The 22226-nt window shown below is 72.4% G+C and carries 19 protein-coding genes; 12 read left to right on the forward strand and 7 right to left on the reverse strand.

Annotation, left to right across the window (positions count from 1 at the left end):
- Positions 1-109 precede the first annotated feature (109 nt).
- From ACFWPT_RS02630 to ACFWPT_RS02650, 5 genes are all read left to right on the forward strand, one after another.
- The gene (locus ACFWPT_RS02630; RefSeq protein WP_380478942.1) at positions 110-1054 is read left to right on the forward strand and encodes an RNA polymerase sigma factor SigF; all 945 of its coding nucleotides are present in this window, start codon (positions 110-112) and stop codon (positions 1052-1054) included.
- 93 nt (positions 1055-1147) lie between these two features.
- Positions 1148-1564: an STAS domain-containing protein gene (locus tag ACFWPT_RS02635; protein WP_079136550.1), complete on the forward strand. Its 417-nt coding sequence runs from the start codon at positions 1148-1150 to the stop codon at positions 1562-1564.
- 149 nt (positions 1565-1713) lie between these two features.
- A complete protein-coding gene (locus ACFWPT_RS02640) occupies positions 1714-2193 on the forward strand; it encodes an ATP-binding protein (RefSeq protein WP_380478945.1) in 480 nt (159 codons plus the stop codon).
- Positions 2194-2421: 228 nt separating this feature from the next.
- Entirely contained in the window at positions 2422-4101 is a 1680-nt protein-coding gene (gene ctaD, locus ACFWPT_RS02645; protein WP_380370815.1) for a cytochrome c oxidase subunit I, read from the forward strand.
- Complete coding sequence (locus ACFWPT_RS02650; RefSeq protein ID WP_380338451.1) at positions 4098-4487, forward strand: cytochrome c oxidase subunit 4; 390 nt, start codon at positions 4098-4100, stop codon at positions 4485-4487. The genes ctaD and ACFWPT_RS02650 overlap by 4 nt, the downstream gene beginning before the upstream one ends.
- A gap of 115 nt (positions 4488-4602) precedes the next feature.
- On the opposite strand, the gene ACFWPT_RS02655 is transcribed toward ACFWPT_RS02650, so the two are convergent.
- A complete protein-coding gene (locus tag ACFWPT_RS02655; protein ID WP_380370812.1) occupies positions 4603-6225 on the reverse strand; it encodes a cytochrome bc complex cytochrome b subunit in 1623 nt (540 codons plus the stop codon).
- A gap of 322 nt (positions 6226-6547) precedes the next feature.
- Here ACFWPT_RS02655 and ACFWPT_RS02660 point away from each other — a divergent pair, with 322 nt between their 5' ends.
- Complete coding sequence (locus ACFWPT_RS02660; protein WP_380478947.1) at positions 6548-8161, forward strand: threonine/serine exporter family protein; 1614 nt, start codon at positions 6548-6550, stop codon at positions 8159-8161.
- Between the two features lie 204 nt (positions 8162-8365).
- On the opposite strand, the gene ACFWPT_RS02665 is transcribed toward ACFWPT_RS02660, so the two are convergent.
- On the reverse strand, positions 8366-8521 hold the full coding sequence (locus ACFWPT_RS02665) for a DUF6131 family protein (RefSeq protein ID WP_363584371.1): 156 nt from the start codon (positions 8519-8521) through the stop codon (positions 8366-8368).
- Between the two features lie 237 nt (positions 8522-8758).
- The gene (locus ACFWPT_RS02670) at positions 8759-9160 is read right to left on the reverse strand and encodes an SsgA family sporulation/cell division regulator (RefSeq protein WP_380373977.1); all 402 of its coding nucleotides are present in this window, start codon (positions 9158-9160) and stop codon (positions 8759-8761) included.
- A gap of 417 nt (positions 9161-9577) precedes the next feature.
- Here ACFWPT_RS02670 and ACFWPT_RS02675 point away from each other — a divergent pair, with 417 nt between their 5' ends.
- On the forward strand, positions 9578-10054 hold the full coding sequence (locus ACFWPT_RS02675; protein WP_363584375.1) for a DNA starvation/stationary phase protection protein: 477 nt from the start codon (positions 9578-9580) through the stop codon (positions 10052-10054).
- Positions 10055-10178: 124 nt separating this feature from the next.
- Here ACFWPT_RS02675 and ACFWPT_RS02680 read toward each other — a convergent pair whose 3' ends face one another.
- The 3 genes from ACFWPT_RS02680 to ACFWPT_RS02690 all read right to left on the reverse strand — a co-directional run bounded on the left by ACFWPT_RS02680 (position 10179) and on the right by ACFWPT_RS02690 (position 12086).
- The gene (locus ACFWPT_RS02680; protein ID WP_380478950.1) at positions 10179-10850 is read right to left on the reverse strand and encodes a DedA family protein; all 672 of its coding nucleotides are present in this window, start codon (positions 10848-10850) and stop codon (positions 10179-10181) included.
- A 273-nt stretch (positions 10851-11123) separates the two neighbouring features.
- Positions 11124-11459, reverse strand: a complete 336-nt coding sequence (locus tag ACFWPT_RS02685) for a hypothetical protein (RefSeq protein WP_380373982.1) — start codon at positions 11457-11459, stop codon at positions 11124-11126.
- 315 nt (positions 11460-11774) lie between these two features.
- Complete coding sequence (locus ACFWPT_RS02690) at positions 11775-12086, reverse strand: hypothetical protein (RefSeq protein WP_380478952.1); 312 nt, start codon at positions 12084-12086, stop codon at positions 11775-11777.
- Between the two features lie 254 nt (positions 12087-12340).
- On the opposite strand from ACFWPT_RS02690, the gene ACFWPT_RS02695 reads away from it, so the two are divergent.
- The 5 genes from ACFWPT_RS02695 (at position 12341) to ACFWPT_RS02715 (ending at position 18284) form a co-directional block, all read left to right on the forward strand.
- A complete protein-coding gene (locus ACFWPT_RS02695; RefSeq protein ID WP_380478954.1) occupies positions 12341-12604 on the forward strand; it encodes a hypothetical protein in 264 nt (87 codons plus the stop codon).
- A gap of 354 nt (positions 12605-12958) precedes the next feature.
- Entirely contained in the window at positions 12959-13339 is a 381-nt protein-coding gene (locus ACFWPT_RS02700) for a hypothetical protein (RefSeq protein ID WP_380478956.1), read from the forward strand.
- A 136-nt stretch (positions 13340-13475) separates the two neighbouring features.
- A complete protein-coding gene (locus tag ACFWPT_RS02705) occupies positions 13476-13703 on the forward strand; it encodes a DUF6328 family protein (RefSeq protein ID WP_380425651.1) in 228 nt (75 codons plus the stop codon).
- 252 nt (positions 13704-13955) lie between these two features.
- On the forward strand, positions 13956-14153 hold the full coding sequence (locus ACFWPT_RS02710) for a hypothetical protein (protein ID WP_380478958.1): 198 nt from the start codon (positions 13956-13958) through the stop codon (positions 14151-14153).
- 240 nt (positions 14154-14393) lie between these two features.
- Entirely contained in the window at positions 14394-18284 is a 3891-nt protein-coding gene (locus ACFWPT_RS02715; protein ID WP_380478960.1) for an AAA domain-containing protein, read from the forward strand.
- A gap of 58 nt (positions 18285-18342) precedes the next feature.
- On the opposite strand, the gene ACFWPT_RS02720 is transcribed toward ACFWPT_RS02715, so the two are convergent.
- Positions 18343-22110, reverse strand: a complete 3768-nt coding sequence (locus ACFWPT_RS02720; protein WP_380478962.1) for a hypothetical protein — start codon at positions 22108-22110, stop codon at positions 18343-18345.
- Between the last annotated feature and the right edge of the window lie 116 nt (positions 22111-22226).

Raw genomic sequence — 22226 nt, forward strand, 5'->3', positions numbered from 1 at the left:
GTTGCGGGCTTCACGAAACCTCCATGGGGGGCGGCTGCATCGATCCGCCGGCACGGGGTACCGGGGGGCAGACCGCGCCGACACGAGAGAGCACGAGAGAGGGAGTCCGATGGCCACGACCACTGGGGAACTGCCCGCCTCCGCCCACCCGTCGACGGGAGGTCCGTCCCGCACGGCCGCTCCTGCCGGAGAGCCCCGGGACCTGCCTTCGCCGGAACTCGCCGACGCCGGAGGGCTTCGGGACCTGCTCCCGCCGGAGCTCGCCGACGCCGGTGACCTGCGGGAGATCGCGCCGGCCGACGCGCGCGAGCTCAACAAGGTGCTGCTGCGCCGGCTCCGCACGCTGGAGGAGGGGACGAAGGAGTACTCGTACGTCCGCGCCACCCTGGTCGAGACGAACCTGTCCCTGGTGAGGTTCGCGGTCCGCCGCTTCAACTCGCACCGCGAGCCGCAGGAGGACCTGCTCCAGGTCGGCGCGGTCGGCCTGATCAAGGCCATCGACCGCTTCGACCCCGACCTCGGCGTCGAGTTCACCACCTTCGCCATACCGACCGTCCTCGGCGAGATCCGGCGCCACTTCCGCGACACCACGTGGGCCGTCCACGTGCCACGCCGCCTCCAGGAGCTGCGCATCCTCCTGGCCAAGGCGCAGGAACGCCTGTCGCAGGACCTGGACCGGGCCCCCACGGTCGCCGAACTCGCCGAGCACCTCGCGCTCTCCCCCGAGGAGGTCGTCGAAGGGCTGACCGCCGCGAACGCGCACACCGCCGGCTCCCTGGACCTCGGCGGCAGCAACGACGACGACGCCCCCGGCCCGCTGGGCGACCGGCTCGGCGAGGACGACCGGGACCTCGCCCTCGTCGACGACCTGGTGGCGCTCAAGCCGCTCATCGCCGACCTGCCGGAGCGGCAACGGCTCATCCTGTCCATGCGCTTCTGCGAGGACATGACGCAGTCGCAGATCGGCGCCCGCCTCGGGCTGTCCCAGATGCACGTCTCCCGGCTGCTCAGCCGCACCCTGCGGCACCTGCGCGACGGGCTGGAGGACGGCTGAGGACGCGTCGCCGCACGAGCCCCGGGCAGGACCAAGCCGGGTGCACACCCCCGTGTTTGGCAGTCCGGCACAACCTCCGTATGGTCGGAAGGCATGGACATGGAGGAGACGACGATGATGCCATTCGACGACGTTCGGGCGGCCGCCGCGCCGGCAGCGTCCCCGCGCCCCGCGGAACTGGTGGTCGAGACCCGTGCCACGGCCTCCGGTGCGGTGGTGTGCGCCCTCGTGGGCGACCTCGACATCGAGACGCTCGCCTCGGCCGCCAACCTGCTCACCAGCGTGATCGCGCAGCGCCGCGGCGCGGTGGTGATCGACCTCGCCGGGGTGGGCTTCTGCGACTCCTCCGGCCTGAACCTCCTGCTCAAGACCCGCCTCGCGGCGGCGGAGGAGGGGCTGGACCTGCACTTGGCCGCCGTGGCGCCCACCGTCATGCGGGTCCTCGAACTGACCGGCGCGCAGGCGGTGTTCTCCATCCACGACTCGGTCGACGAGGCCCTGGCGGCCTGACCGCCCCGACTCGGGCCGCCAGGGCCTCGGTCCGAGGCCGGCCGGCCGCCCGCTCCGGCCCCGGTTCGACGCCGCCACGGGGCATAATCCGAGAACTGCCGGGAAACCGACCGTGCGAGACCGCCGTCGATCCGAAAGGGTGTCCTCACATGACGATGAGCCGGGGAACCCTGGACGGCGACCCGCACCAGCCGGGCCCGGCGCTGCCCGTCGGCGGCCAGCGCAGGCGGCTGACCCTGTCCGGCATCCCCAAACCGGTCGCCCACGCCAGGACCTTCACCGCCCGTGCCCTCGACGACTGGTACGCGTCCGCCGCCGGGCCCGGCGCCGGCGAAGGCACCCTCGCGGACGTCGTCCTGCTGGTGGCGGAACTCGTCGCCAACGCCATGCTCCACGGCGACGGCCCGTTGGAACTGGTCCTGGACGTCACCGGGACCCGCCTGCGGGCCGAGGTCAGCGACCGCAGCCCGACCCTGCCCACCCCGCGTCGCCCGCACGACCCGGCCCTGCCCGGCGGCCACGGCCTGTTCATCGTGGAGCGGACCGCCGACCGGTGGGGCGCCGAACCGCACAGCCACGGGAAGACGATCTGGGCCGAGTTCGACGCCGCGCGGCTGATCCGTAGCTGACCCGCGGCCGACTCGCGGCTGACCTGCGGCTGACCCGTGGCGGCGCCTCGCCGGATCGCACCAGTGCGCCGACTTCGTCATCCGCGCCCGGCCGGGGCCGCCACGCCGACTCCGGTTCAGGGGCCCTTGCGACGGTGGGTGATTGCATGGCGACAGCATGTGTCCCGGCGAGCGTCTCCGCGTCTTTCTCCTGCGGGTACGGGCGGCCCCGGCAGGAGGAGGAAGCGGATGGCGCAGACCCGGCGGCGGGCCGCCGCCCGCCCGGCGCCCGGCGTGGCCCGTCGGCGTCAAGGCTCGGCGGTGCTGCGGTGGTTGAGCACGACCGACCACAAGGCCATCGGCAACCTGTACCTGACGACGGCGTTCGGGTTCTTCCTGTTCGCCGGGCTGCTGGCGATGCTCATGCGCGCGGAGCTCATGCGGCCGGGACTGCAGGTGGTGAGCAACGAGCAGTACAACCAGTTGTTCACCATCCACGGGACGATCATGATGCTGCTGTTCGCCACACCGACGTTCGCCGGTTTCGCGAACGCCGTGATGCCGCTGCAGATCGGTTCCCCGGACGTGGCGTTCCCCCGGCTGAACGCGTTCACGTACTGGGTGTACCTGTTCGGCGGCCTGATGGTGGTCGGGGGCTTCCTGACTACCGACGGCGCCGCGTCGTTCGGCTGGTTCGCCTACGCCCCGCTGAACGGGCCGCTCCACAGCCCGGGAACGGGCGCCGACCTGTGGGCCGTCGGGCTGATCGTGGCGGGTCTGAGCACGATCCTGGGAGCCGTCAACTTCATCACCACCATCGTCTGCCTGCGGGCACCGGGCATGACGCTGTTCCGGATGCCGGTCTTCACCTGGAACGTGCTGTTCACCTCGATCCTCGCGCTGCTCGCCTTCACCCCGCTGACCGCGGCGCTGTTCGCGCTGGAGGCGGACCGCAAGCTGGGCGCCCACGTCTTCGACCCGGCCAACGGCGGGGCGATGCTGTGGCAGCACCTGTTCTGGTTCTTCGGCCACCCCGAGGTGTACATCGTGGCGCTGCCGTTCTTCGGCATCATCTCCGAGGTCATCCCGGTGTTCAGCCGCAAACCGGTCTTCGGCTACTACGGACTGATCGGTGCCACGATCGCGATCACCGCGCTGTCCGCGGTTGTGTGGGCCCACCACATGTTCGCCACCGGCCAGGTGCTGCTGCCGTTCTTCTCCCTGGCCTCGCTGCTCATCGCGGTGCCGACCGGGGTGAAGTTCTTCAACTGGATCGGCACCCTGTGGAACGGCTCGCTCTCCTTCGAGACGCCCATGCTGTTCGCCCTCGGCTTCCTGGTGACCTTCCTCCTCGGCGGGCTGACCGGCGTCCTGCTGGCCGCGCCTCCGATCGACTTCCACGTCACCGACAGCTACTTCGTGGTCGCCCACCTGCACTACGTCCTCTTCGGGACGGTCGTGTTCGCGATGTTCGCCGGCTTCTACTTCTGGTGGCCCAAGATCACCGGCAGGCTGCTGGACGAACGCCTCGGAAGGATCCACTTCTGGATGCTGCTGCCCGCGTTCCAGATCACCTTCCTCGTGCAGCACTGGCTCGGCGCCCAGGGCATGCCGCGCCGCTACGCCGACTACCTGCCCTCGGACGGCTTCACCACCCTGAACACCGTCTCCTCGATCGGTGCGTTCCTGCTGGGCGCGTCGACCCTGCCCTTCCTGTACAACGTGTGGCGCACCGCCAGGTACGGAGTCCCGGTCACCGAGGACGACCCGTGGGGCTACGGGCGCTCCCTGGAATGGGCGACCTCCTGCCCGCCGCCGCGCCACAACTTCCACGCCCTGCCCCGCATCCGCTCCGAAGGCCCGGCCTTCGACCTGCACCACCCGGAGTATTCGCGCATGGCGCTCGAAGGCGAGGAGAACGCGCGGTGAAGACCGAGTCCTACCTGTTCGCGGGCGTCGCGCTGTTCTTCGCCGTCGCCGCTTCGATCTACGGCTGGTTCGCCCGGGAGCCGGCCGGCAAGGCGGCGCTGGTCGTGGCCTTCATGATGTCCACGCTGATCGCGTTCTTCTTCCGGACCCAGTACTCCCGCCGCGGTCGCCGGCCGCAGGACCGCACCGACGCCGAGATCGTCACCGGCGTCGGGCCGCTGGAGTTCTTCGCACCGCGCAGCTACTACCCGCTGCTCACCGCCGCGGGCGTCGCGGTCACCGGGCTGGGGCTGGTGTACGCCTTGTGGCTCTTCCTCATCGGGGCGGGTGTGACGGGCGCCGGCGTCCTGGGCTTCGTCTTCCAGCACGCCCAGCGCGGGCAGTGAGTCCAGCCGGTCGGCGGTCGGCGGTCGGCAGTCGGCAGTCGGTTGTCAGCGCTGACCGCTCACCGCTCACCGCTGACCGCTGACCGCTCACCGCTCACCGCTGACCGCTGACCGCTCACCGCTCGGCGCGTCCCGCGTCGGCGGGCGCGAGCGGCTCCGGCTGCGGCTCGTCCACCGCCGCCGCCATGTTGTCCCGGTAGTACCAGGAGCTCAGGGCGGCCCGCAGCCGTGCGCGCCGCGAGGCGCCCTCGCCCGGCGCCGGCAGGGGAAGCGGGGCGTCGCGCAGGGCCAGCGTGTAGCGCAGGCCGGCGGGAAGCGGCCGGTGCTCGCCGTGGAAGGCACCCTCGACGGCCTCGTGCACGAATCCGGTCTCGTCTCCCTCCGTCACCCGCTCCAGGTCCCGCTCCTGCAAGGCCAGGCACAGGCGCCGGGTGATCCAGAAGGCCACCGCCGGCCCGACGAACAGGCCCACCCGCAGGAACCAGTTCAGGCCCTCCACCGGCACGTCCAGTGCCCGGGCGACGACGTCCTGGCCGCCGGCGACCAGCAGCACGACGTAGAAGCACGTCCCGGCGACAGCCAGCGCCGTCCGGGTCTGCCGGTTGCGGGGGCGGTCGCACAGGTGCTGCTCGCCGCTCCCCGGGGTGATCCAGCGCTCGAAGAACGGATAGCCGTACAGGGCGGCGAAGAACAGCAGCGGGAACAGCACGGCCGGAATCAGCGGGTTCCAGGCGACGGTGTGGCCCCACAGCCGCGTCTCGGCCCCGGGCATCAGCCGCAGCGCGCCCTCGATGAACCCCATGTACCAGTCCGGCTGCGCGTCGGTGGAGTCCTGGTCGGGGCGGTAGGGCCCGTACAGCCAGATCGGGTTGACCTGGGCGATGGCGGCGGCCAGCGCCAGCACCCCGAAGACCATCGCCATCAGGCCCGCCGTCTGGACGCTGAAGTGCGGGAAGAGGGGCTTCCCGACGACGTTGCGGTTGGTGCGTCCGGGCCCGGCCCACTGGGTGTGCTTGAGGTGGAAGACCAGGATCAGGTGCGCGGTGATCAGGCCGAGCAGGAGACCCGGCAGCAGCAGGATGTGCGCGCTGTACAACCGGGGGACGATGTCGTGCCCGGGAAGCTCCCCGCCGAAGAGGAAGAAGCTCAAGTAGGTGCCGACCAGCGGGACCGACAGGATGAAGCCCTGGGCCGTGCGCAGGCCGGTGCCGGAGAGCAGGTCGTCGGGCAGCGAGTAGCCGGCGAAACCCTCCAGCAGGGCGAGTTGGAACAGCGTCAGTCCCACCAGCCAGTTGACCTCCCTGGGGCGGCGGAACGCGCCGGTGAGGAAGATGCGCAGCAGGTGCGCGCAGATCGCGGCGGTGAACACCAGTGCCGCCCAGTGGTGGATCTGGCGGATCAGCAGGCCGCCGCGCACGTCGAAACTGATCGACAGCGTCGAGGCGTACGCCTGGGACATCCGCACCCCGCGAAGCGGTGGGTACGTTCCGGCGTACACGATCTCGGTCATGGACGGTGTGAAGAACAACGTCAGGAAGACGCCGGTCAACAGCAGCAGCACGAAGGTGTAGAGCGCCAACTCGCCGAGCAGGAAGGACCAGTGGTCGGGAAAGACCTTCCGGAGCAGGCCCTTGGCCCCGTCGAACAGCGGCAGCCGCCGGTCCAGCGCGACCGCCGTGCTCCGGGCGGCCCGCTCCGCCCGCCGCCCGGCCCGCGCCCTCCACCTCGACAGCCGCACGCCGTTCCTCCCGTCCGCTCCGATCGTGTGTCCCGATAGCCATATCCCGTGGCGGCGGGACGGCCGGACGGGGCTCGCCCACCACTACGGGCTTCACTCGGACGGCCGCGGCTCGGTGCTCCTCCGCCCTCCCAGGTTCCGGCGTCGGCCCGCTGACCTGCGGATTCTCCCCGAGCCCTGGTCTGGAGGCAGCGGGCCGACCCACGGACGGCGGGCGTGAACGGACCCCCGCGCTCCGGTCGGGACGTTCACGAAATGATGGCTGCGGGTAGTCGAGTGGGTGCGAAAGGTCATCAGGTGGGGGGTGCGGCAGGGAGCGACGATGCCGGAACACGAGCAGTTCGGCGTGCGGGCCGAGGCGGACGGGCCGGCGAGCCGGACCGGAAGAGTCCCGCCCCAGGCGAGTCCGGAGGAGGCCCCCGGGGCCGCCCCCGCCCCCGGGGAAGGCCCCGCCCCCGCCTCCGGGGAAGGTCGAGTTCAGGGGGAGGGCCGGGCGCCCGGCCGGCCGGCGCCGCCCAGGGCGGAGAGCGGACCCGCCGATGCCGACGGCACGGCGGCCTGGCCGGACCTGATGCTGCCGCTGCTGCGTACCCCGACCACCGACCGCCCGCTGGTGACCGGCGAACCCGGCGCGAACGACCCGGGGCCGGCCGCGGTGGCCGCCGTCCTGGACCTCGCACTGCTGGTGGGCGAGCTGATGCTGGCCTGCGGCGAGGCCGCCGAGGACGTCGAGGCCGCCATGCTCGCCGTCGCGCAGGCCTACCGGGCCCAGCCCTGCGACCCCCAGGTCACCTTCACCCGGGTGGCGATCTCGTACCAGCCGGGCCCCTCGGAGCCGCCCGTGACGGTCGAGCGGTCCGTGCGCCACCCGGCCGGGGACTACGCGCGGCTGGCCGTGCTCTTCCGGCTGGTCACCGAGATCACGACCGGCGGACTCGTCGTCGACGACGCCCACCACCGGCTGAGGGCCGTGCGCCGGCACTGCCGCCACTACCCCGCGTGGCTCCTGGTCCTGTCCTCCGGCCTGCTGGCCGGCGCCGCGACGCTGCTGGTCGGCGGCCGGGCCGACGCCCGGGCCTGGCTGGTGTTCGTCAGCGCCGTCGCCGCGGCACTGGCCGGCGACCGGCTCTCGGCGCTGGTCGGACGCCACGACCTCCCGGAGTTCTACCGGATCGCGACGGCCGCGACCCCGGCGGCGGCGATCGGCATCCTGCTGTCCTTCAACGGGCTGAACCTGGGCGGATCGGTGGTGATCACCGGAGGGCTGTACACGCTCCTGCCCGGATGGCCCATGGTGGCGGCGGCGCAGGACGGCCTCGCGGGTTTCTACCTCACCGCGGCCGCACGCCTGATGGAAACGCTGTACATGATGGCCGGCGTGGTGGTCGGGGTGATGACCGTGCTCTACATCGGCGTCAACAACGGCGCCGACCTGGCGGCCCGACCCGTCCCGGTCGCCGCGTCGAACCCGCCGCTCCAACTGGTGGCGGCGCTCCTGCTCACCCTGACCTTCGCGGTGCTGCTCAACACCGAGCCGGGCACGCTGCCGGCCGTCCTGCTCAACAGCGGGGTCGGCTGGACGACGTACGGCGTGCTGGTCAACGCCGGCGGCGAGCCCATCATGGCCACCGGCCTCGCCGCCGGGCTGGTGGGCCTGTCCGGCCAGCTCATGGCCCGCTACCGGGGAAGCTCCTCGCTGCCGTACGTCACCGCGGCCCTGGGGCCGCTGCTGCCCGGCTCGTTGCTGTACTTCGGGCTGCTCGCCTTCGTCCGGGGCGAGCCCGAGATCGGGCTCGTCGGCGTCGGGCGCGCCACGGCCACGGCGATGGCGGTGGCGATCGGCGTGAACCTGGGCCGCGAGGTCGCCCGGCTGTTCCTCCCCGCCCCGGGCGTGGTCCCGGCGCCCGGCCGCAGCGCCGGGCGGCACCGCCGCTGAGGGCCGGCCGCCACCGTCGCTGACGGCCGGCCGCCACCGTCGTTGAGGGCGAGCCACCTCCGCCGCTGAGGGCGGCGGGCGGCGGGCGGCGCCGTGCGGCTGTCAGCGTCGGCACCCACGTGGTGCCGGGGCCGACAGCCGCACGAGCCGGTGAACGGGCGGATCAGGGGTTGGGGCGGGTGGTGCAGAAATAGGACGAGTGGATCAGTAGTAGTGACGACGCCCGCCGACGGCGTGCCCGACGGAGCCCGCGATCCACAGGACGAGGCCGATGACGGCCAGGATGATGCCGATGGTCCACAGGATCGAGATCCCGGTGACGAAACCGACGATGAGCAGGATGACGCCGAGGACGATCACGAGGTCCTCCCGTGTGGTGACTGGGACGGTTGTCAGGAGGGGCGGTCCGGCCGCTCGATGGTGGTGCCGGAACCGTCCGGGGGTGGTGGAGCCGTCGCTTCTCCGGCCGCGCCCATGATCCGCGTGTACCGCTCTGCGGGCCGGGCAAACCATCCTGCCCGCAGCGGAATGGGTCGGTTCCCCGCTCGGGCATGCCCGGCCCTTCGCCGAGCGGTCGTCGCCGTCGACCGTGGCGGGTCAGGACCGCATCCGGTCGAGGACGGCGTCGATGTCGAGGTGGTCGGATTCGGTGCCGGCCGGCACCAGGGCGAAGGAGTCGAGGAGGAAGGCCGTCACGGCGTCCACGGGAATGCTGATCACGGCCCGGCCGTTTTCGGCGCACAGGGTGACCAGGACCCGGCCCGCCCGCCCGGGCGCGACCGTCACGTCCCCGTGGCCGGCGGGGGCGTGGCGGCCCTCGTCCAGCAGGTCACGCGAGAAGACCCACTGCGCCTCCCCGCCGCCCCCGAGGGGCGGGAAGACCAGGCACACCGCGTACGGCAGCGAGGTGTCGAAGCGCAGTTGCGCCTCGACGGTCACGTCGGGGAACGGGCCTTCGGGCAGCGTGACGGCGGTGGACCAGGAGGTGACGACGGTCATGCGACGGACTCCGTTTCTGGCTGTGGCGCCGGGTTGTCCGCAGCGGCACCGAGCGCCGGCGGCGGCAGCGCTCGGCTACCCGCCCCGGGCCGATTCATGGCCCTGATGCGGCAACCCCGCGTGCGCGGTGTGTTCGCTCGTGCACGGACCGTTCCGGCGCGGCCAGGGCCGGTGTGGCCCGTTCCGGCGCGGTTCCCGGCGCGAGGCGGGTGGTTTCCGTCCGGCGAGAAGGGGCAGCCGCCGCGTGGTCCCGCTGCCCGGCCGGTCGTTCGTCCTCGTCCCGGACGCCCCGGCGCCTCGGAGCACCGTCCTCCGGGGGTCGGGAAACGGCCCGTCGAGGCCGAACCGCCGGGTGGAGGGCCCGCCAGCACCGCGGGGGCCGGCCGACGGCTCCCCCGACCCGGAAGGAACTCAGCGATGGGTATCGTCATCAGCAGCCCGCTGCCGGACAGCGAACGCAAGACGACCGGGGAGGCCCTGCAAGGCACCCTGGTCGATCTGCTGGACCTGTCCCTGGTGGCGAAGCAGACGCACTGGAACCTCTACGGGCCCCGGTTCCGCTCCGTCCACCTCCAGCTCGACGACGTGGTCGCCACCGCGCGCGACTACGCCGACCAGGTGGCCGAGCGCGCCGCCGCGATCGGGGTCAGCCCGGACGGACGGGCCGCCACGATCGCCGCCACCAGCAACCTGCCCGACTTCCCCGAGGGCTGGACGGCCGACGTGACGGCCGTCCAGAACCTGGTGAAGGCCTTCGCCGCCGTGATCGAACGGATGCGGGTGCGCATCGACGAGACCGGTCCGGCGGATCCCGTCAGTCAGGACCTCCTGATCGGACTCACGGCCGAGCTGGAGAAGCACAGCTGGATGTTCCAGGCCGAGAACCAGCACTGACGGCACCCTGTCGACCGCGACGGGCCGGGGCCGGGGTGCGGGCCCCGGCCCGTCGCCGGGCGCGCCGCCTTGGCCGTTCGCGGGCCCCGGCGCGCGCGGTGCGGTCGGCAGGGCGGTCCGGCCGTCAGTGCTTCTCGTCCTGGCCCTCGCGGGACTGCGTACGGCGGGACCGCGTACGGCGCGACTGCGCACTGGCTGCGGACCTGCGGTGGCGTACGCGCCAGACGATGAGGGCGATGACGACCGCCGCGGCGAGCAGGGCGGCGACGACGCCGCCGACCGTGCCCTCGACCTTGGTGTAGGCGGCCCCCGCGAAGTAGCCGAGGAGGGTGAACCCGACGCCCCAGGCGAGGCCGCCGAGGGCGTTGAAGAGGAGGAAACGGCGGTACGGCATGCGGGAGACGCCGGCCAGCGTCGGCACCACGGGGCGGAAGAAGGCGACGAAACGGCCGAAGAAGACGGCGGCCGGCCCCCGCCGGCGGATCAGGTCACGGGCCTTGTCGACCTGCTCCTCATGGCGTCGCAGCATGCGCGTGTCGAGGACCGCCGGGCCGATGCGGCGGCCGATCTCGTAGGCGACGGAGTCCCCCAGGACGGCCGCGCCGACCACGGCGAGGACCAGCCAGCCGATGGACACCCTGCCCTGGTGCGCGAGGAAACCGCCGAGGACGGCGGCGCTCTCGCCGGGGATGAGGAAGCTGAAGAAGAGGGCGTCCTCGGCGAAGACGAGGGCGGCGACGACTGCGTACACGACCGGGCCGGACAGGCCGTCCAGCCAGTCGGTGATCGAGTGCATCAGCCACCCCGTTCGGGATCTGCCGCCCCTTGCGCCTCAATGTAACGCGTGCGTCGAGGGCCGGGGGAGCGGCCGATGAGCAGCCTGCCGGACTGCCGGACTGCCGGACTGCCGGACTGCCGGACTGCCGGACTGCCGGACTGCCGGACTGCCGGGCCGCCCGGACCGGGCCCACTGCGCGTTCGGTCCGAAGCGTCGGCTCGCGCTGAGGAGGCGACCGGCCGTCGGCCGCCGCCCGCGCGCTCGACGCGGTGGGTGCGGTGGGTGCGGTGCTCAGTGTGCGGCGGTTTCCGCCGGGTGGGCGTCGTCCTCGCGGTGCTCCTGGGCAGCCGTTTCGGTGGCGTCGGGTGCGGGGTCCTGCCTGGCGGCCTGGCACGTGCTGCAGGTGAGCCAGTGCGGTGGAGGTTGGTGGGCGTAGCGGTGCGGGGCGAGGGTCATTCCGTCGGTGTCCAGGCCGCACAGGGTGCGGAGGCCGCAGGTGCCCGAGGCTTCCGCGGGGGCGACGTGTACGCGGCGCACCGGGCTCTCCGGGTCCGCCGGGGTGTGGTCGGGGCCGAGGAGCCGCACGTTGGTCGGCATGTCTAGCTCAAGTACGACGACGATGTCCATCTTCTCAACGTCGCTGCTGGGCCGGTCCGCCGCACCCGCTCGGTGGCATCCGGACCAGCCCGGGCCACCCCCGGAGGACGGGCTCCGACCGGCCGCGTGCGCGACGGCAGAGAACGCGACGGCAGAGAGCCTGAAGGTGTGCCCCGCCCCAGCACGACGCCCGTGATCGGTGGAGACGTGGCGCCGGCGGGCGATCACCCCAGGTACCGCGACGGGGTGAAACCCGCGCGGGCCGTGACGCCGTACGTGCCGGGGCGCGCTGACGTGCAGTTGCAGGCTCCGGGCGGGGTCGCCCGCCTCTCCCCAGCGCGGCGGTCACTGCGTGCGCAGGGCGCGCTCGCACTCCTGGCACCGCTGGTCGGCGAGCGTGGGCGGGTACCAGGGCTCACCGGGCCGGACCGGCCGGTAGTGCGTGTGTTCCATCGGGCCGGTCTCCAGCCCGCACAGCGTGTACGGCTGCGGGTCCTCGGGCACGTCGGGATCGGCCCCGGCGGCGTGCACCGCGATCACGGCGGGTTCGGTGCCTTCCGCACTGTCCGTGCCTTCCGCACCGTCCGTGCCTTCCACACCTTCCGCACCGATGGCCCCGTCGGGCTCCAGCTCGAAGAGCACGATGATCGATGCCATGCACCGAGCCTCGGCCATCGCCGGCGGACCCACATCCGGAGGTGGGCCTTTCGAGGCGAGCACCCTTGCCCGGTTCCCGTGCCCTCCCCGGTGCCCGTTCCTGGTTCCGGTGCTGCCCGACGACGGCATGGATCGCGCCCGTCGGGGCCTGCTGCCATGCTCGGGTGATCACACCTCGTGCACGGAAGGAGTCCGTCGATGATCGTGCCGCCCGCGCTGGAACGGTGTCCGGGCGGGCTGCGGTGAGGGGCTGGGTGGTCGGGGCCGTCGGCGAACCGGACGAGCCCGGCGAGCCGGGGCGGTTGCTGGTGGTGCTCGTCGACGGTCGGCGGTTGGTGACGCGCGAGTTGTCCGGGCAGGAGCGGGCCGAGCTCGGGTCGCCCGTCGCCGGGCGGCTTCGAAAGCCGCATCCGGGCGCGCGGTCGATGGTGCGCTGGCTGCGCCCGGTGCTGGCCGTCGTCGTCGAGCTGGAAGCCGGTCAGGTGTGCCGCATAGCCTTGCCCGCGACGGGCGACTGAGAAATTCGCAGCCACCCTTGAGCACGGGCCGTCACGAACAGCGGTGGTGCGGGCGCCTGCCGCGTTCGGGCGCAGATCGGATACACGATGATGACCGAACAGCGCTGCGCGCCGAGCGTCGGCGAGGCCCCCTCATCCCGGTCGGCGGCGACAGCCGGCCGGCCTTCCCCACCTGGGCCGAGGCCACCCTGTTCCCGGCGCTGCGCACCGCGCTCCGAGCCGGATCCGGACCCGTCGGCGCCACCGCGGCGGCCGTCGTGGGGTTCACCCGATTGCCCAGCGTCCGTCCGGCCGGCCCCGGGGCGGACCGGGTGCCCGGGGGCGGGCCGCGTCCGGGCGACGTAGGTTGCGGGCATGACCAGTGACGAGACGACGATCCCGGCGGTAGGGGTGCGCCTGCTGGACGAGGTGTTCGACGCGATCGAGGCGGCCAACGGCCGCCCGCAGCCGTGGACCGGTTTCGACCACGGGATCCTGGGGGCCTACCGATGGGCCGCCGGCGCCCAGGTCGCGGCGCCCCTCACCGCTGCCGCCGCGCTCGGCGCCACCGGGCCGTGCCGGGCGCAGCTCCTGGCCGAGTGCCAGGCCGCCGCCGTCCGTCTGCGCGACACCTCGGCCTTGGTCTCGGCCTCGGGTGGGGGCGACGGCGCGGACGAAGGCGCGAACGCCGCGTACGCCCTGGGCGCCTACCAAGCGCTGGCCTGGCTCTGCGGCCACCACGAAGACCGCCCCTGACCCGGCCGCCCGAAGTGTCGGCATCGGCCCGCCGACCTGTCTGCATCGCGCACCCGCGCACAGGGAGACGACACCGCGGTGAGGGACGAGACGCCTCAGGAACGGGCGACCGGCTCTGGAGCGAGACCGTCACAGCATGAAACCCGAACTCATCCACGTCGCCGGCCACTTCATCGCCACCGGCCTCGTCACCCTGGCCCTGACCATCGCCGCCGCCCTGCTGCTCCTGCTGCGCACCGCCACCGGCAACCCGGTCGCCGCGTGGGCCCTCAGCGCAGCCGTCCTCCTCTGGTTCACCACCACCTGGCTTGTTCTGCCCCAGATCGTGCTGCGGCGTACGGCCGCCCGCCGGACGGCTCCTTAGCGCCGGTCCTGCACGCGTCCGGATCCCGTCGTGGCGTCGTGGCCGGAGCGGCGCCAGGAACGGCAGGGCCCGCCAACCGGATCTCCGAGGCCGTGCGAACGCGTCGCGATCGACGTTCGGGGTAGACGCCGGGGCAACCCGAGGAGGAGAGGCCGTGCCAGCCGGTTCGAGCAAGAAGCAACCACCGGGCCCGCGAGGCCGCCTCCAGAGCGCACCGAATCTGCCGACCGACCTGATGAGAAGGGCTACGCCATGAGCACGCACGACACGGGCACCACCCCCGCGGAGCACGACGCCCCGCGGGACGGCGACGGCACCGTACGGGAGCGGTCCGCTGAGGAACGGAACATCGTGGCGCCCACCCCGAAGGACGTCCGCGCCAAGGCCGACGAGCCCGCCGACGCCGACGACGCGCCCACCCCGCCCGCAGCCGGCACCCAGGCCCCCTGACCGGCGACACTCCCGCCGTCCCGCGACGGCGTGCTCGGCAGGCGCACCAGGTCGGCTGCCGGTGAACCGGGGCCCGGCGAGCTGCTATCACCCGATTCGCCGAAGTCGCCAAGACCCACGTTGGGTAGTTCGTGATCCCGTACGCTGCTTGCTCACCAGGTGGGGCTGGCATGAGGGGGCGTGGGGATGGCCGGTGGAGAGCGTGGGCGCAGGGCTGCGATCGTCCGGTACTGGCGGGCTGTGGAGTTGTTCAGCCCGCAGAAGGTCGACGGGGTGGATCCGTCGAAGGACGTCTATCCGGTCTGGGACGGCCGACCGCTGCCGTGGGAGCCGGACCACCGGCTCCGCCGGCGCTCGCCGGGCCGCGGGCGATCTTGGCAGCACACGGTGTACGCGGGCGTGTTTGAACTCACCGCACTGCGTGACACGCTGCTCGGCGTGTTCGGCACCGACGGGCCCACCGAGGACTTCGACGGCCGTTTGGGCGGCCAGAGCGCGGTGCTCTGCTTCTCGGTCAACGACCAGGGGCTGCTGCTCAAGGACAGCGTGACGATCTCGTCGTGCGCGTGGGCGGTGGGCCGGGCCCTGCGCCCGGGGCCGGCGGACCCGGCCTGGCTCGACGGCTTCGAGAAGGACTCGGAGCTGTGCGTCTCCACCCTCCTGGAGCTGGGCGACGGTCGGCTCCCGGTGGTGGAACAGCGGCGAGGAGCGGGCGGCGCGCCCTCCGGACCCGGATCGGCGCTCGGTGCGATCGCGGGTGTGGCGGTCGATGTCGTGCTCGGCGCGGCCGTCGGCGGGATCGCCTCGACGGTGGGCACCGTGGCGGGTGCCGCGCTGGGCTCGATCACCCAGGCGGTCGCCGAGACGCTGACCGGATCGGCGGCGGACTCGCTCGCGGACCGGGTCAGCAGCCGGGTGAGCGATCACGTGACCCAGCGGGTGGAGGGAGCCCTCGACGGCGCCCTGCACCCCGCGGGTGGTGCCGATTCCGACGCTCTGCATTCCGGGGACGACGCGGAGGCGGCGGAAGAAGCCCAGGAGTCGGACCCGACGAGCGATCTCCCCGTTCCGTTGGGCCTGAAACCGCTTGATGTCAGGGACCTCGCGGCCGTCACCCGCTGGGTCGCCGAGCAGCTCGGGATCGCGGAGGCGCTGCGGCCGGACGCCGTGCGGGTGAAGAGCTACACCGTCCGGGAGTCGCAGAGCGCGGAGAGCGACCAGTCCGACTTCCTCAACAGTTTCATCGCCGCGGACCTGGAACAGGTGACTGCGGCGCTCGCGGAGGGCAGGTCGGGACGGGCGCTGGAGGAGTATCTGCGGCCCACCGCAACTCTGGACTCCGGCCGCCGGACCGACGTGCGGCAACAGCCGCAGATCCTGCTGGACGGTGTCCGTCCGACAGCCGCCCCGCTCGGCCGGTGGCCCGGCAGGAGTGACCAACCCCTGGTCCTCAGCCAGCAGTTCGCGGTGAACAGCGCGTTGGCAGAGCTGGGTGGCGCCGGGGGCAGCGGCCTCTACGCGGTCAACGGGCCGCCCGGCACGGGCAAGACCACCATGCTCCGGGACCTGATCGCCGCCTTGGTGGTGCAACGTGCTGAGCGGCTGGCGGCGTTGGTCTCTCCGGCGGACGCGTTCGGCAAGGTCCACACCTGGAGTTCCGGCCAGTGGAACCGGAGGCTTCACGGGCTGCGGGAGGAGCTGACGGGCTACGAGATCGTCATCGCGTCCGCCAACAACGGCGCGGTCGAGAACGTGACGACCGAGATCCCGTCCGCAGCCGCGGTAGCCGAGGAGTGGTGCGAGGAGGCCGACTACCTCTCAGCACAGGGCAGGCTGCTGCTGGGCGGCGCGGACGCGTGGGGAGCGGTCGCGGCACCTCTCGGCAATCGCGCGAACCGCTCCCAGTTCGTCAGCCGCTTCTGGTGGGGCAAGGAGATGCAGGAGACGGCCGACCCGCGACGCCCCGGACAGAGCCGCCGACAAGCCGTGTCCACCGGCCGGGGTCTGCGTGATCTCCTGCTCCGGCAGAAGGAGTTGAACGGCGACGCCAGACCTGGCCCGGATCGGAACCCGCTCGGTGGCAGCCGCGTGCCAGGTGCCCCAGATGCACCGGACGCGCCGGCCACCGCCGCGCTGGGCGAGCCCTGGCCGCTGGCGGTGCGCCGCTTCACCCAGGCGCGCCAGGCCGTCCAGGAACTGGCCGCGACCAGGGAGGCCGCGGCCGCCGCACGCGACAGCCGGGAGCTCCTGGCGCGACAGCTACGGGGTGCCGAAGCCGCTGTGGCAGCGGCCCGGGCGAACAAGGCCCCGGCCGAGCGCGCACTGGCCGACGCGCACGCCGCGGCGCAGAGCGCGACTGAACGGCTGGCGGCCACGCAGCAGACCGAGCACCAGGTGTCCACGACGTTGGCCGAGGCCCAGGCCACCGTGGAGCTGCGCCGCGGAGTGTGCCAGTCGCGGCTCGACGACCTGCGCTCGTACGACGCGCGGCAGCGTCCTCGCCGGCTACGCGCCTGGCTCTCCTCAGATGCGGAGGAGAGGTGGCTGCGTGGGCGGGAACCGCTGGTGAGTGCTCTGGCTCAGGCCGAAACAGCATGGGAGGCATCGGAGACCGCGCTCGGCCGACTCGGCGAGCTCCTCGCCGGCGCACGAGCCGCCGGCAAGGAGGCCGCTGCCGCCGAGGCCGCGGCGCAGCGCTCGCGCGCGAGCCGACTGGACGGCCTGCGCCGCGCGGAACAGGCCGTCACCGCTGCCGAGCAGGCAGCCGCCACGGCTCGGACCACCGCCGACATCGCCGCCCGCAAGGTCTCCGATGCGACGCGACGGTGGCGCGCACACGTGCCGGCCGAGGACTGGGCCGCACTCCCCGGAGACCCGCAGGCCGATGGCCGGCGGGAGATGTCCGCCCCCTGGATGGACGAGGAGTTCAGCGCCGCCCGCACCCGAGTGTTCCTCGCCGCGCTGGATCTGCACAGGGCCTTCCTCGCGGCGGAGGCGAAGCGCCTGCTCACCAGCTTTCAGGCGGTGATGGAAGTGGTGGGCGGCGACGCCCCGAAGGACCTGCCGCCGGAAACCGTCCGGGCCGCCTGGCAACTGTTGTTCCTGGTCGTGCCGGTGGTGTCGACGACCTTCGCCTCGCTGGACCGCCTCTTCGCGGGCCTTGGCTCCGAGGCCCTGGGCTGGCTGTTCATCGATGAGGCGGGGCAGGCCACCCCACAGCAGGCGGTCGGCGCACTCTGGCGGGCCCGCCGGGCGGTCGTCGTCGGCGACCCGTTGCAGCTCGAACCTGTCGTGACGGTGCCGTGGACGGCACAGCAGCGGCTTCGCACCCACTACGGAGTGGCGCAGGAGTGGGCGCCCGGTCGCACCTCGGTCCAGCGGGTCGCCGACCGCCTCGCCCGGTGCGGCACCTGGCTCCCGGCCCAACTCCCCGACGGCGAGACGGAGGTGTGGGTGGGGTCACCGCTCCGGGTGCACCGCCGTTGCGACAATCCGATGTTCGAGATCAGCAACCGTATTGCCTACGACGGGTTGATGGTGTTCGGCACGGGTGAGCGAGCGCCCTATCCGATCGCCGACCGCAGCGTCTGGCTGGACGTTGTCGGGGGCGAGTCCGACGGCAAGTGGGTGGCTCAGCAGGGGCTCGTGCTGGGCAGGGTGCTGGATCTCCTCGGGGAGCGGCTGCGCGCGCAGATCGAGCAGGAGGAGTTGGAGTCCGCACTACGAGAGGGCCGGCAGCCGGTGGACCTCAGCACCACGACGGCCGCCGAGGTGCGCGAGCGACTCGGCAAGTCCGTGTTCGTGGTGAGCCCGTTCCGTGAGGTGGTCGCCGAGGCGCGCCGGACGGCCGGAAACCGGCTTCCCGCCAAGCGGGTCGGCACGGTGCACACCACCCAGGGCAAGGAGGCGGACGTGGTCATCCTGCTGCTGGGTACCGTGGCATCCCAGAACGGAGCCCGCGACTGGGCGGCTGCCAGCCCCAACCTCCTCAACGTCGCAGTGAGCAGGGCCCGGAGACGACTGCTCGTCATCGGCGACCGGGGACTGTGGGGCCGGCACCGCCACTTCGATGTCCTGGCCGACCACAGGGGCTTGGCCCAATTCGACGCGTCCGGCTGGCTGAACGGCTGACGGGTTCCGTCGGCTCGCCCACGGGTGATCAACGACAGGTGAGGCGTGACCGCCTCCGTCAGGTGCTTGTGCGGCCGCTGATGTGCGCGGCGACCAGTTCGCTCAGGGGGTGCAGAGCCTCGGGAACCAGCAACGGCAGCAACGGGATCGCCCGCGTCCAACTCCCGTCGGCGAGCAGTTCCCGGAGGAGGCCCCGGGCTGCAGCCCTGTCGGCGTCGGTGCGGTCGGGGCGGCCTCCCGCATGAGCGAGCGCGAGGCAGAGCTGAACAGTGCTGTCCTCGGACTCCTCGACGGACAGGACTGCGGGCGCCGCCGCCAGGATGTGGGCGGCAGCAGCCAGCGCAGCGGCACGCGCCGTCGGTGTCGGTGCTGCGTTCGCGGTGCGCAGGGCGTTGGCAGCATCGCCGTCCAGGGAGCCGAGCAGGGCGAGCTCAGCATGGGGAGCCCGTTCGGGTCGCAGGGAGCGCAGCCACTCCTCCAGCTCACCCGCGGCGCGTCCCGGTGAGGGCGCGCAGCCGAGCCGCCGCAGCAGGGCCAGGAGCGTCGTCTCCTCCCGGTCCCAGGTTTGTCGAGGCCTGTTCGTGAACTCCGCGGCGAGCCGGATCGCTTCGCTGAGCTCCGGATCCGGTCGCGTCGGATCGGGGAGTGCGAGCAGCAGTTCTGCCAGCGCCGGAAGTTGGCCGACCGGGCGGCCGGCGACGATGCGCCGCCGTACCAGTTGGACCGCTGGTCCGATCAGTTCAGCGGCACGTTCCGGATCATGCCGTGCCAGGCCGGCGGCGACGAGAACCAGCGTGCGTCGAGCCCTCCTGCCCCGTACGGAAGAAGAAGCCTCGGCGTCTGCCGACTCCTCCATCCGGGCCACCGCCACCGCCGCCTCCGCGTCCCCTGCATGGGCCAGGGCCTGCGCGACGGCTCCTCGCACGGCGAAGTGCGGCGTGCGAGGGATGAGCCGGGCGGCCTCGTGGGCGTACGCAACCGCCTCCGGTGAGCGACCGCCGAGTGAGCACCCCATGGACAGCGCGGCCAAGTGCCGGGCGCGGTCGCCTGGTTCCGTCGAGATGCTGATCAGCTGTTCGGCCTGTCCGAATTCACCGGTCATACCGAGCGCCCGGACCAACTCCTCGGCCGAGCCGGCGCTCAGAGCGATCGGCGCGTCGGGGAGCGAGGAGCGGACAGCGGCCTCCAACTGTTCGCGCCCGAGCTCGAGGTTGCCGCAGTGCACCAGCTGCTCCGCGTACCGGAGCCGGGTGACCGGACCGACGAGGGGCTCGTGGTTCCCGAGCGCCGGGCTTCGGCCCGGGGCGGTAGACGGTGAGGGTTCTTCGTCCGTCCGGACACGACGCCGTGCACTTCGGGTCGGGGGAGCCTGGGCGCGGTTCCGTTTGGCTTTCCGTTCCTTCGTCAGGGCCTTCGCGCTCGCGTCGACCTCCCTCCGGTGGGCCCGTCGCCGCTCCTCCTTCGCCGCGAGATGGGCGGCGTGCTCTGCTGCCACCTGTTCGTCGACTGCTGAGAGAAAGGCCTCCGCCCGCTCCAGTTGGTCGTCGCCGAGAACGCCTGTGCGAACTCCCTGGCTGAGGGCAGCCACCAGCAGCTTGGCGTCCAGGTGAGGTTTAAGGCCGGTGCCGGCCGCGGTCTCGGCGCGGACCACACGGTCCATCGTGCCGGAGAACTCGCGTGCCCGGTGGGCCCGGTCGGCTGGGGAGTCCAGCCTGACCAGGGCGGTGTGCAGACGGTCCCGCGCGATCTTGAGCACGTCCCAGGCCTTCGACCGGCGGCCCATGGTCGCCAAGGCCTGGGCCGCGAGCGCGAGAGTGTCCACCACGATCAGCCCGTCGGACAGGTCGATGGCCTTGCAGAGGCGTTCGATACGGTCCAGGTTCGCGATGTTGCGGGAGCTGGAGGCGCGGGCGATGGTCGCCCAGATGTCCACGGCGATGGCCTGGGCCCGAGGATCGACCTCGCTCAGCTCCTCCGCGTGCTCCTCCAGGGCTTCCACGAAGCGCTCGGGGCCGTCAGCGGAGAGGAGGACCGCTCCTTCGACGAGTGCGTCCATGGCGGCCGCGTCGCTGAGCACCACGGCCCGGAACAGCGCTTTTGCCCCATCCCTCCTGCCGAGTGTGTCCAACGCGCCCGCTGCCTCGGCCACTTCCGCACAGGCGTCCTCGAAGAAGCCACCGGCGCGCGGAGTGAACCGGCCCGCGCGGACCAAGCAGTCGGCCGCCTCGCGCGCGATTGCGGTGGCATCGGGGTGCGAGGCGCGTGCCGCTTCGACGGCAACCTCGGCCAACCGGGCGGCCCGCAGAACGAGTTCCGGCTCCGAGCGGGCCACGGTGCAGGCGCGGGCGACGCTCCCCAACTGCACGAGGAGCACGGGTGCCCGAGGCGGGACCGGTCCGACCCGGCGCTGCACGAGGTCCAGTGCCGCAGCCAGCCGGACGGCGGTCTCGGCTTCCTGCTGTTCAGGATCCGACACCTCGACCGCCTTGAACTCGGATTTGAGAAGCCGTAGTTGGTCGAGCATGACCTGAGGTCCCAGTGCGTCCGCGACCCGAAGCTGTCGCAGTGGGTCGAGCAGGACCCGTCCGCGCTCACCCGCAGTGTCCAGTAACTGCGGATACTCGGTCAGCAGATACGTCGGAGAGCCCTCGGGCCAGCCGGCCTCGCGCCAGCGCGCCGCCCAGGCGTGCAGCCGACGGGTGCAGCGCTCGACGGTGGCCTGGTCCCACTCCCGCCGGATGGCGTGCGGCATGCCGGGGTGGCTCAGCAGGTGGACCCCGGCCGATTCCTCGTTCGAGACGATGCAGCGCTGCTCCCTGCTGTGCAGCAGGCCGTTCACGTCCTCGACGGAGGCCCCGGTCAGCTCCGCGAGGTCGGCCGCTCGCAGCCCGCCCCCGCTGTCCGTGACGGCGAGCAGATCGGTGACGGCCCGGCCCAGGTCGGTTGTGCGCAGCCGCTCCAGGTCCGCGAAGCCAGCCTGTTCGACATCGTGGCTCCAGTCGCCCGCGGTGAGTGGGCGAAGGCACTCGCGCTCGCGCAGCGGATGCCCCTCGGGGACGTCGGCGGGCAGCGGCCCGCTGCGCCGACTGGAGACGATGATGCGTACGTTCGCCGCAGGAGCGGCCGGGAGAAGTGCGGCGATGCTCGCCACCCCGGTCCCACCAGGCGCTCCAGTCGTCGGCCAGGCGCGGTCCTCGTCCAAGCCGTCCACCACAAGGAGGAGTTGCCGCTTCTGCCTTCGGCTTCGCCCCGCGGCCTTGGTGAGCAGGCGCAGGAACTCCGCCTCGGCGGACGGCTTCCTCCGGGGCTCGGGCACCTGGAGTTGTCGGCGCAGGTCATCGATGAATTCGGTACGGGTGTTCGTCCCGTGCTTCTCGGACAGGACACAGAGCAGGAGGTCGGCGTCCTGCGGTGGCTGCCTCGCGTAGTCGGTGAGCAGTGCCGTCTTTCCTACGGGAAGCTGTGCGTGCCACCACAGGTACGAGGCCGCCTGCGGATCCCGATCACGGACGAAGGCATTCATCGCGGCGTGCTCGCGCTTCCTGCCGCGCTTCTCCGAGTCGGCTCTCCATTCGCGCCGGCCCCTGGTCGTCTCTCCTTGCGCGGCATGGAGAGCGGCTTCCCATTCCTCGCGGGGATGGAGGCGTTGGCTGTCCTGGCCCTCCAATTGTTCGACCAGGTTCCAGAACAGGTCCGTTGCGTGAGGAGCGGACTCGCCGCGGCACCAGAGTCGGAGGGTCGATTCCCGTAGCGCGCCGTTCGAGACGAGTCGTGCAGCACCTCGGCGACTGATGCCGCGAGCCTTGATCAACTCCTGCAGCATCACCCCGAGGTTCCTGCGTGCCGTCCCGGGCGCCGTACTTCTGACCATTTCTGCTCCCGCGTCGGTGAATAAAGGCCCCTGACCAGCGGATATCCCGCCAGGACGTGGATGCGCACCGG

This window comes from Kitasatospora sp. NPDC058478, from assembly GCF_042720345.1.
Taxonomy (GTDB): Bacteria; Actinomycetota; Actinomycetes; order Streptomycetales; family Streptomycetaceae; genus Kitasatospora.

Coding starts and splice junctions, on each gene's coding strand:
- ACFWPT_RS02630 (WP_380478942.1), top strand. CDS start 110: ATGGCCACGACCACTGGGGAACTGCCCGCCTCCGCCCACCCGTCGACG.
- ACFWPT_RS02635 (WP_079136550.1), top strand. CDS start 1,148: ATGGACATGGAGGAGACGACGATGATGCCATTCGACGACGTTCGGGCG.
- ACFWPT_RS02640 (WP_380478945.1), top strand. CDS start 1,714: ATGACGATGAGCCGGGGAACCCTGGACGGCGACCCGCACCAGCCGGGC.
- ctaD (WP_380370815.1), top strand. CDS start 2,422: ATGGCGCAGACCCGGCGGCGGGCCGCCGCCCGCCCGGCGCCCGGCGTG.
- ACFWPT_RS02660 (WP_380478947.1), top strand. CDS start 6,548: ATGCCGGAACACGAGCAGTTCGGCGTGCGGGCCGAGGCGGACGGGCCG.
- ACFWPT_RS02670 (WP_380373977.1), bottom strand. CDS start 9,160: ATGACCGTCGTCACCTCCTGGTCCACCGCCGTCACGCTGCCCGAAGGC.
- ACFWPT_RS02675 (WP_363584375.1), top strand. CDS start 9,578: ATGGGTATCGTCATCAGCAGCCCGCTGCCGGACAGCGAACGCAAGACG.
- ACFWPT_RS02680 (WP_380478950.1), bottom strand. CDS start 10,850: ATGCACTCGATCACCGACTGGCTGGACGGCCTGTCCGGCCCGGTCGTG.
- ACFWPT_RS02685 (WP_380373982.1), bottom strand. CDS start 11,459: ATGGACATCGTCGTCGTACTTGAGCTAGACATGCCGACCAACGTGCGG.
- ACFWPT_RS02690 (WP_380478952.1), bottom strand. CDS start 12,086: ATGGCATCGATCATCGTGCTCTTCGAGCTGGAGCCCGACGGGGCCATC.
- ACFWPT_RS02700 (WP_380478956.1), top strand. CDS start 12,959: ATGACCAGTGACGAGACGACGATCCCGGCGGTAGGGGTGCGCCTGCTG.
- ACFWPT_RS02705 (WP_380425651.1), top strand. CDS start 13,476: ATGAAACCCGAACTCATCCACGTCGCCGGCCACTTCATCGCCACCGGC.
- ACFWPT_RS02710 (WP_380478958.1), top strand. CDS start 13,956: ATGAGCACGCACGACACGGGCACCACCCCCGCGGAGCACGACGCCCCG.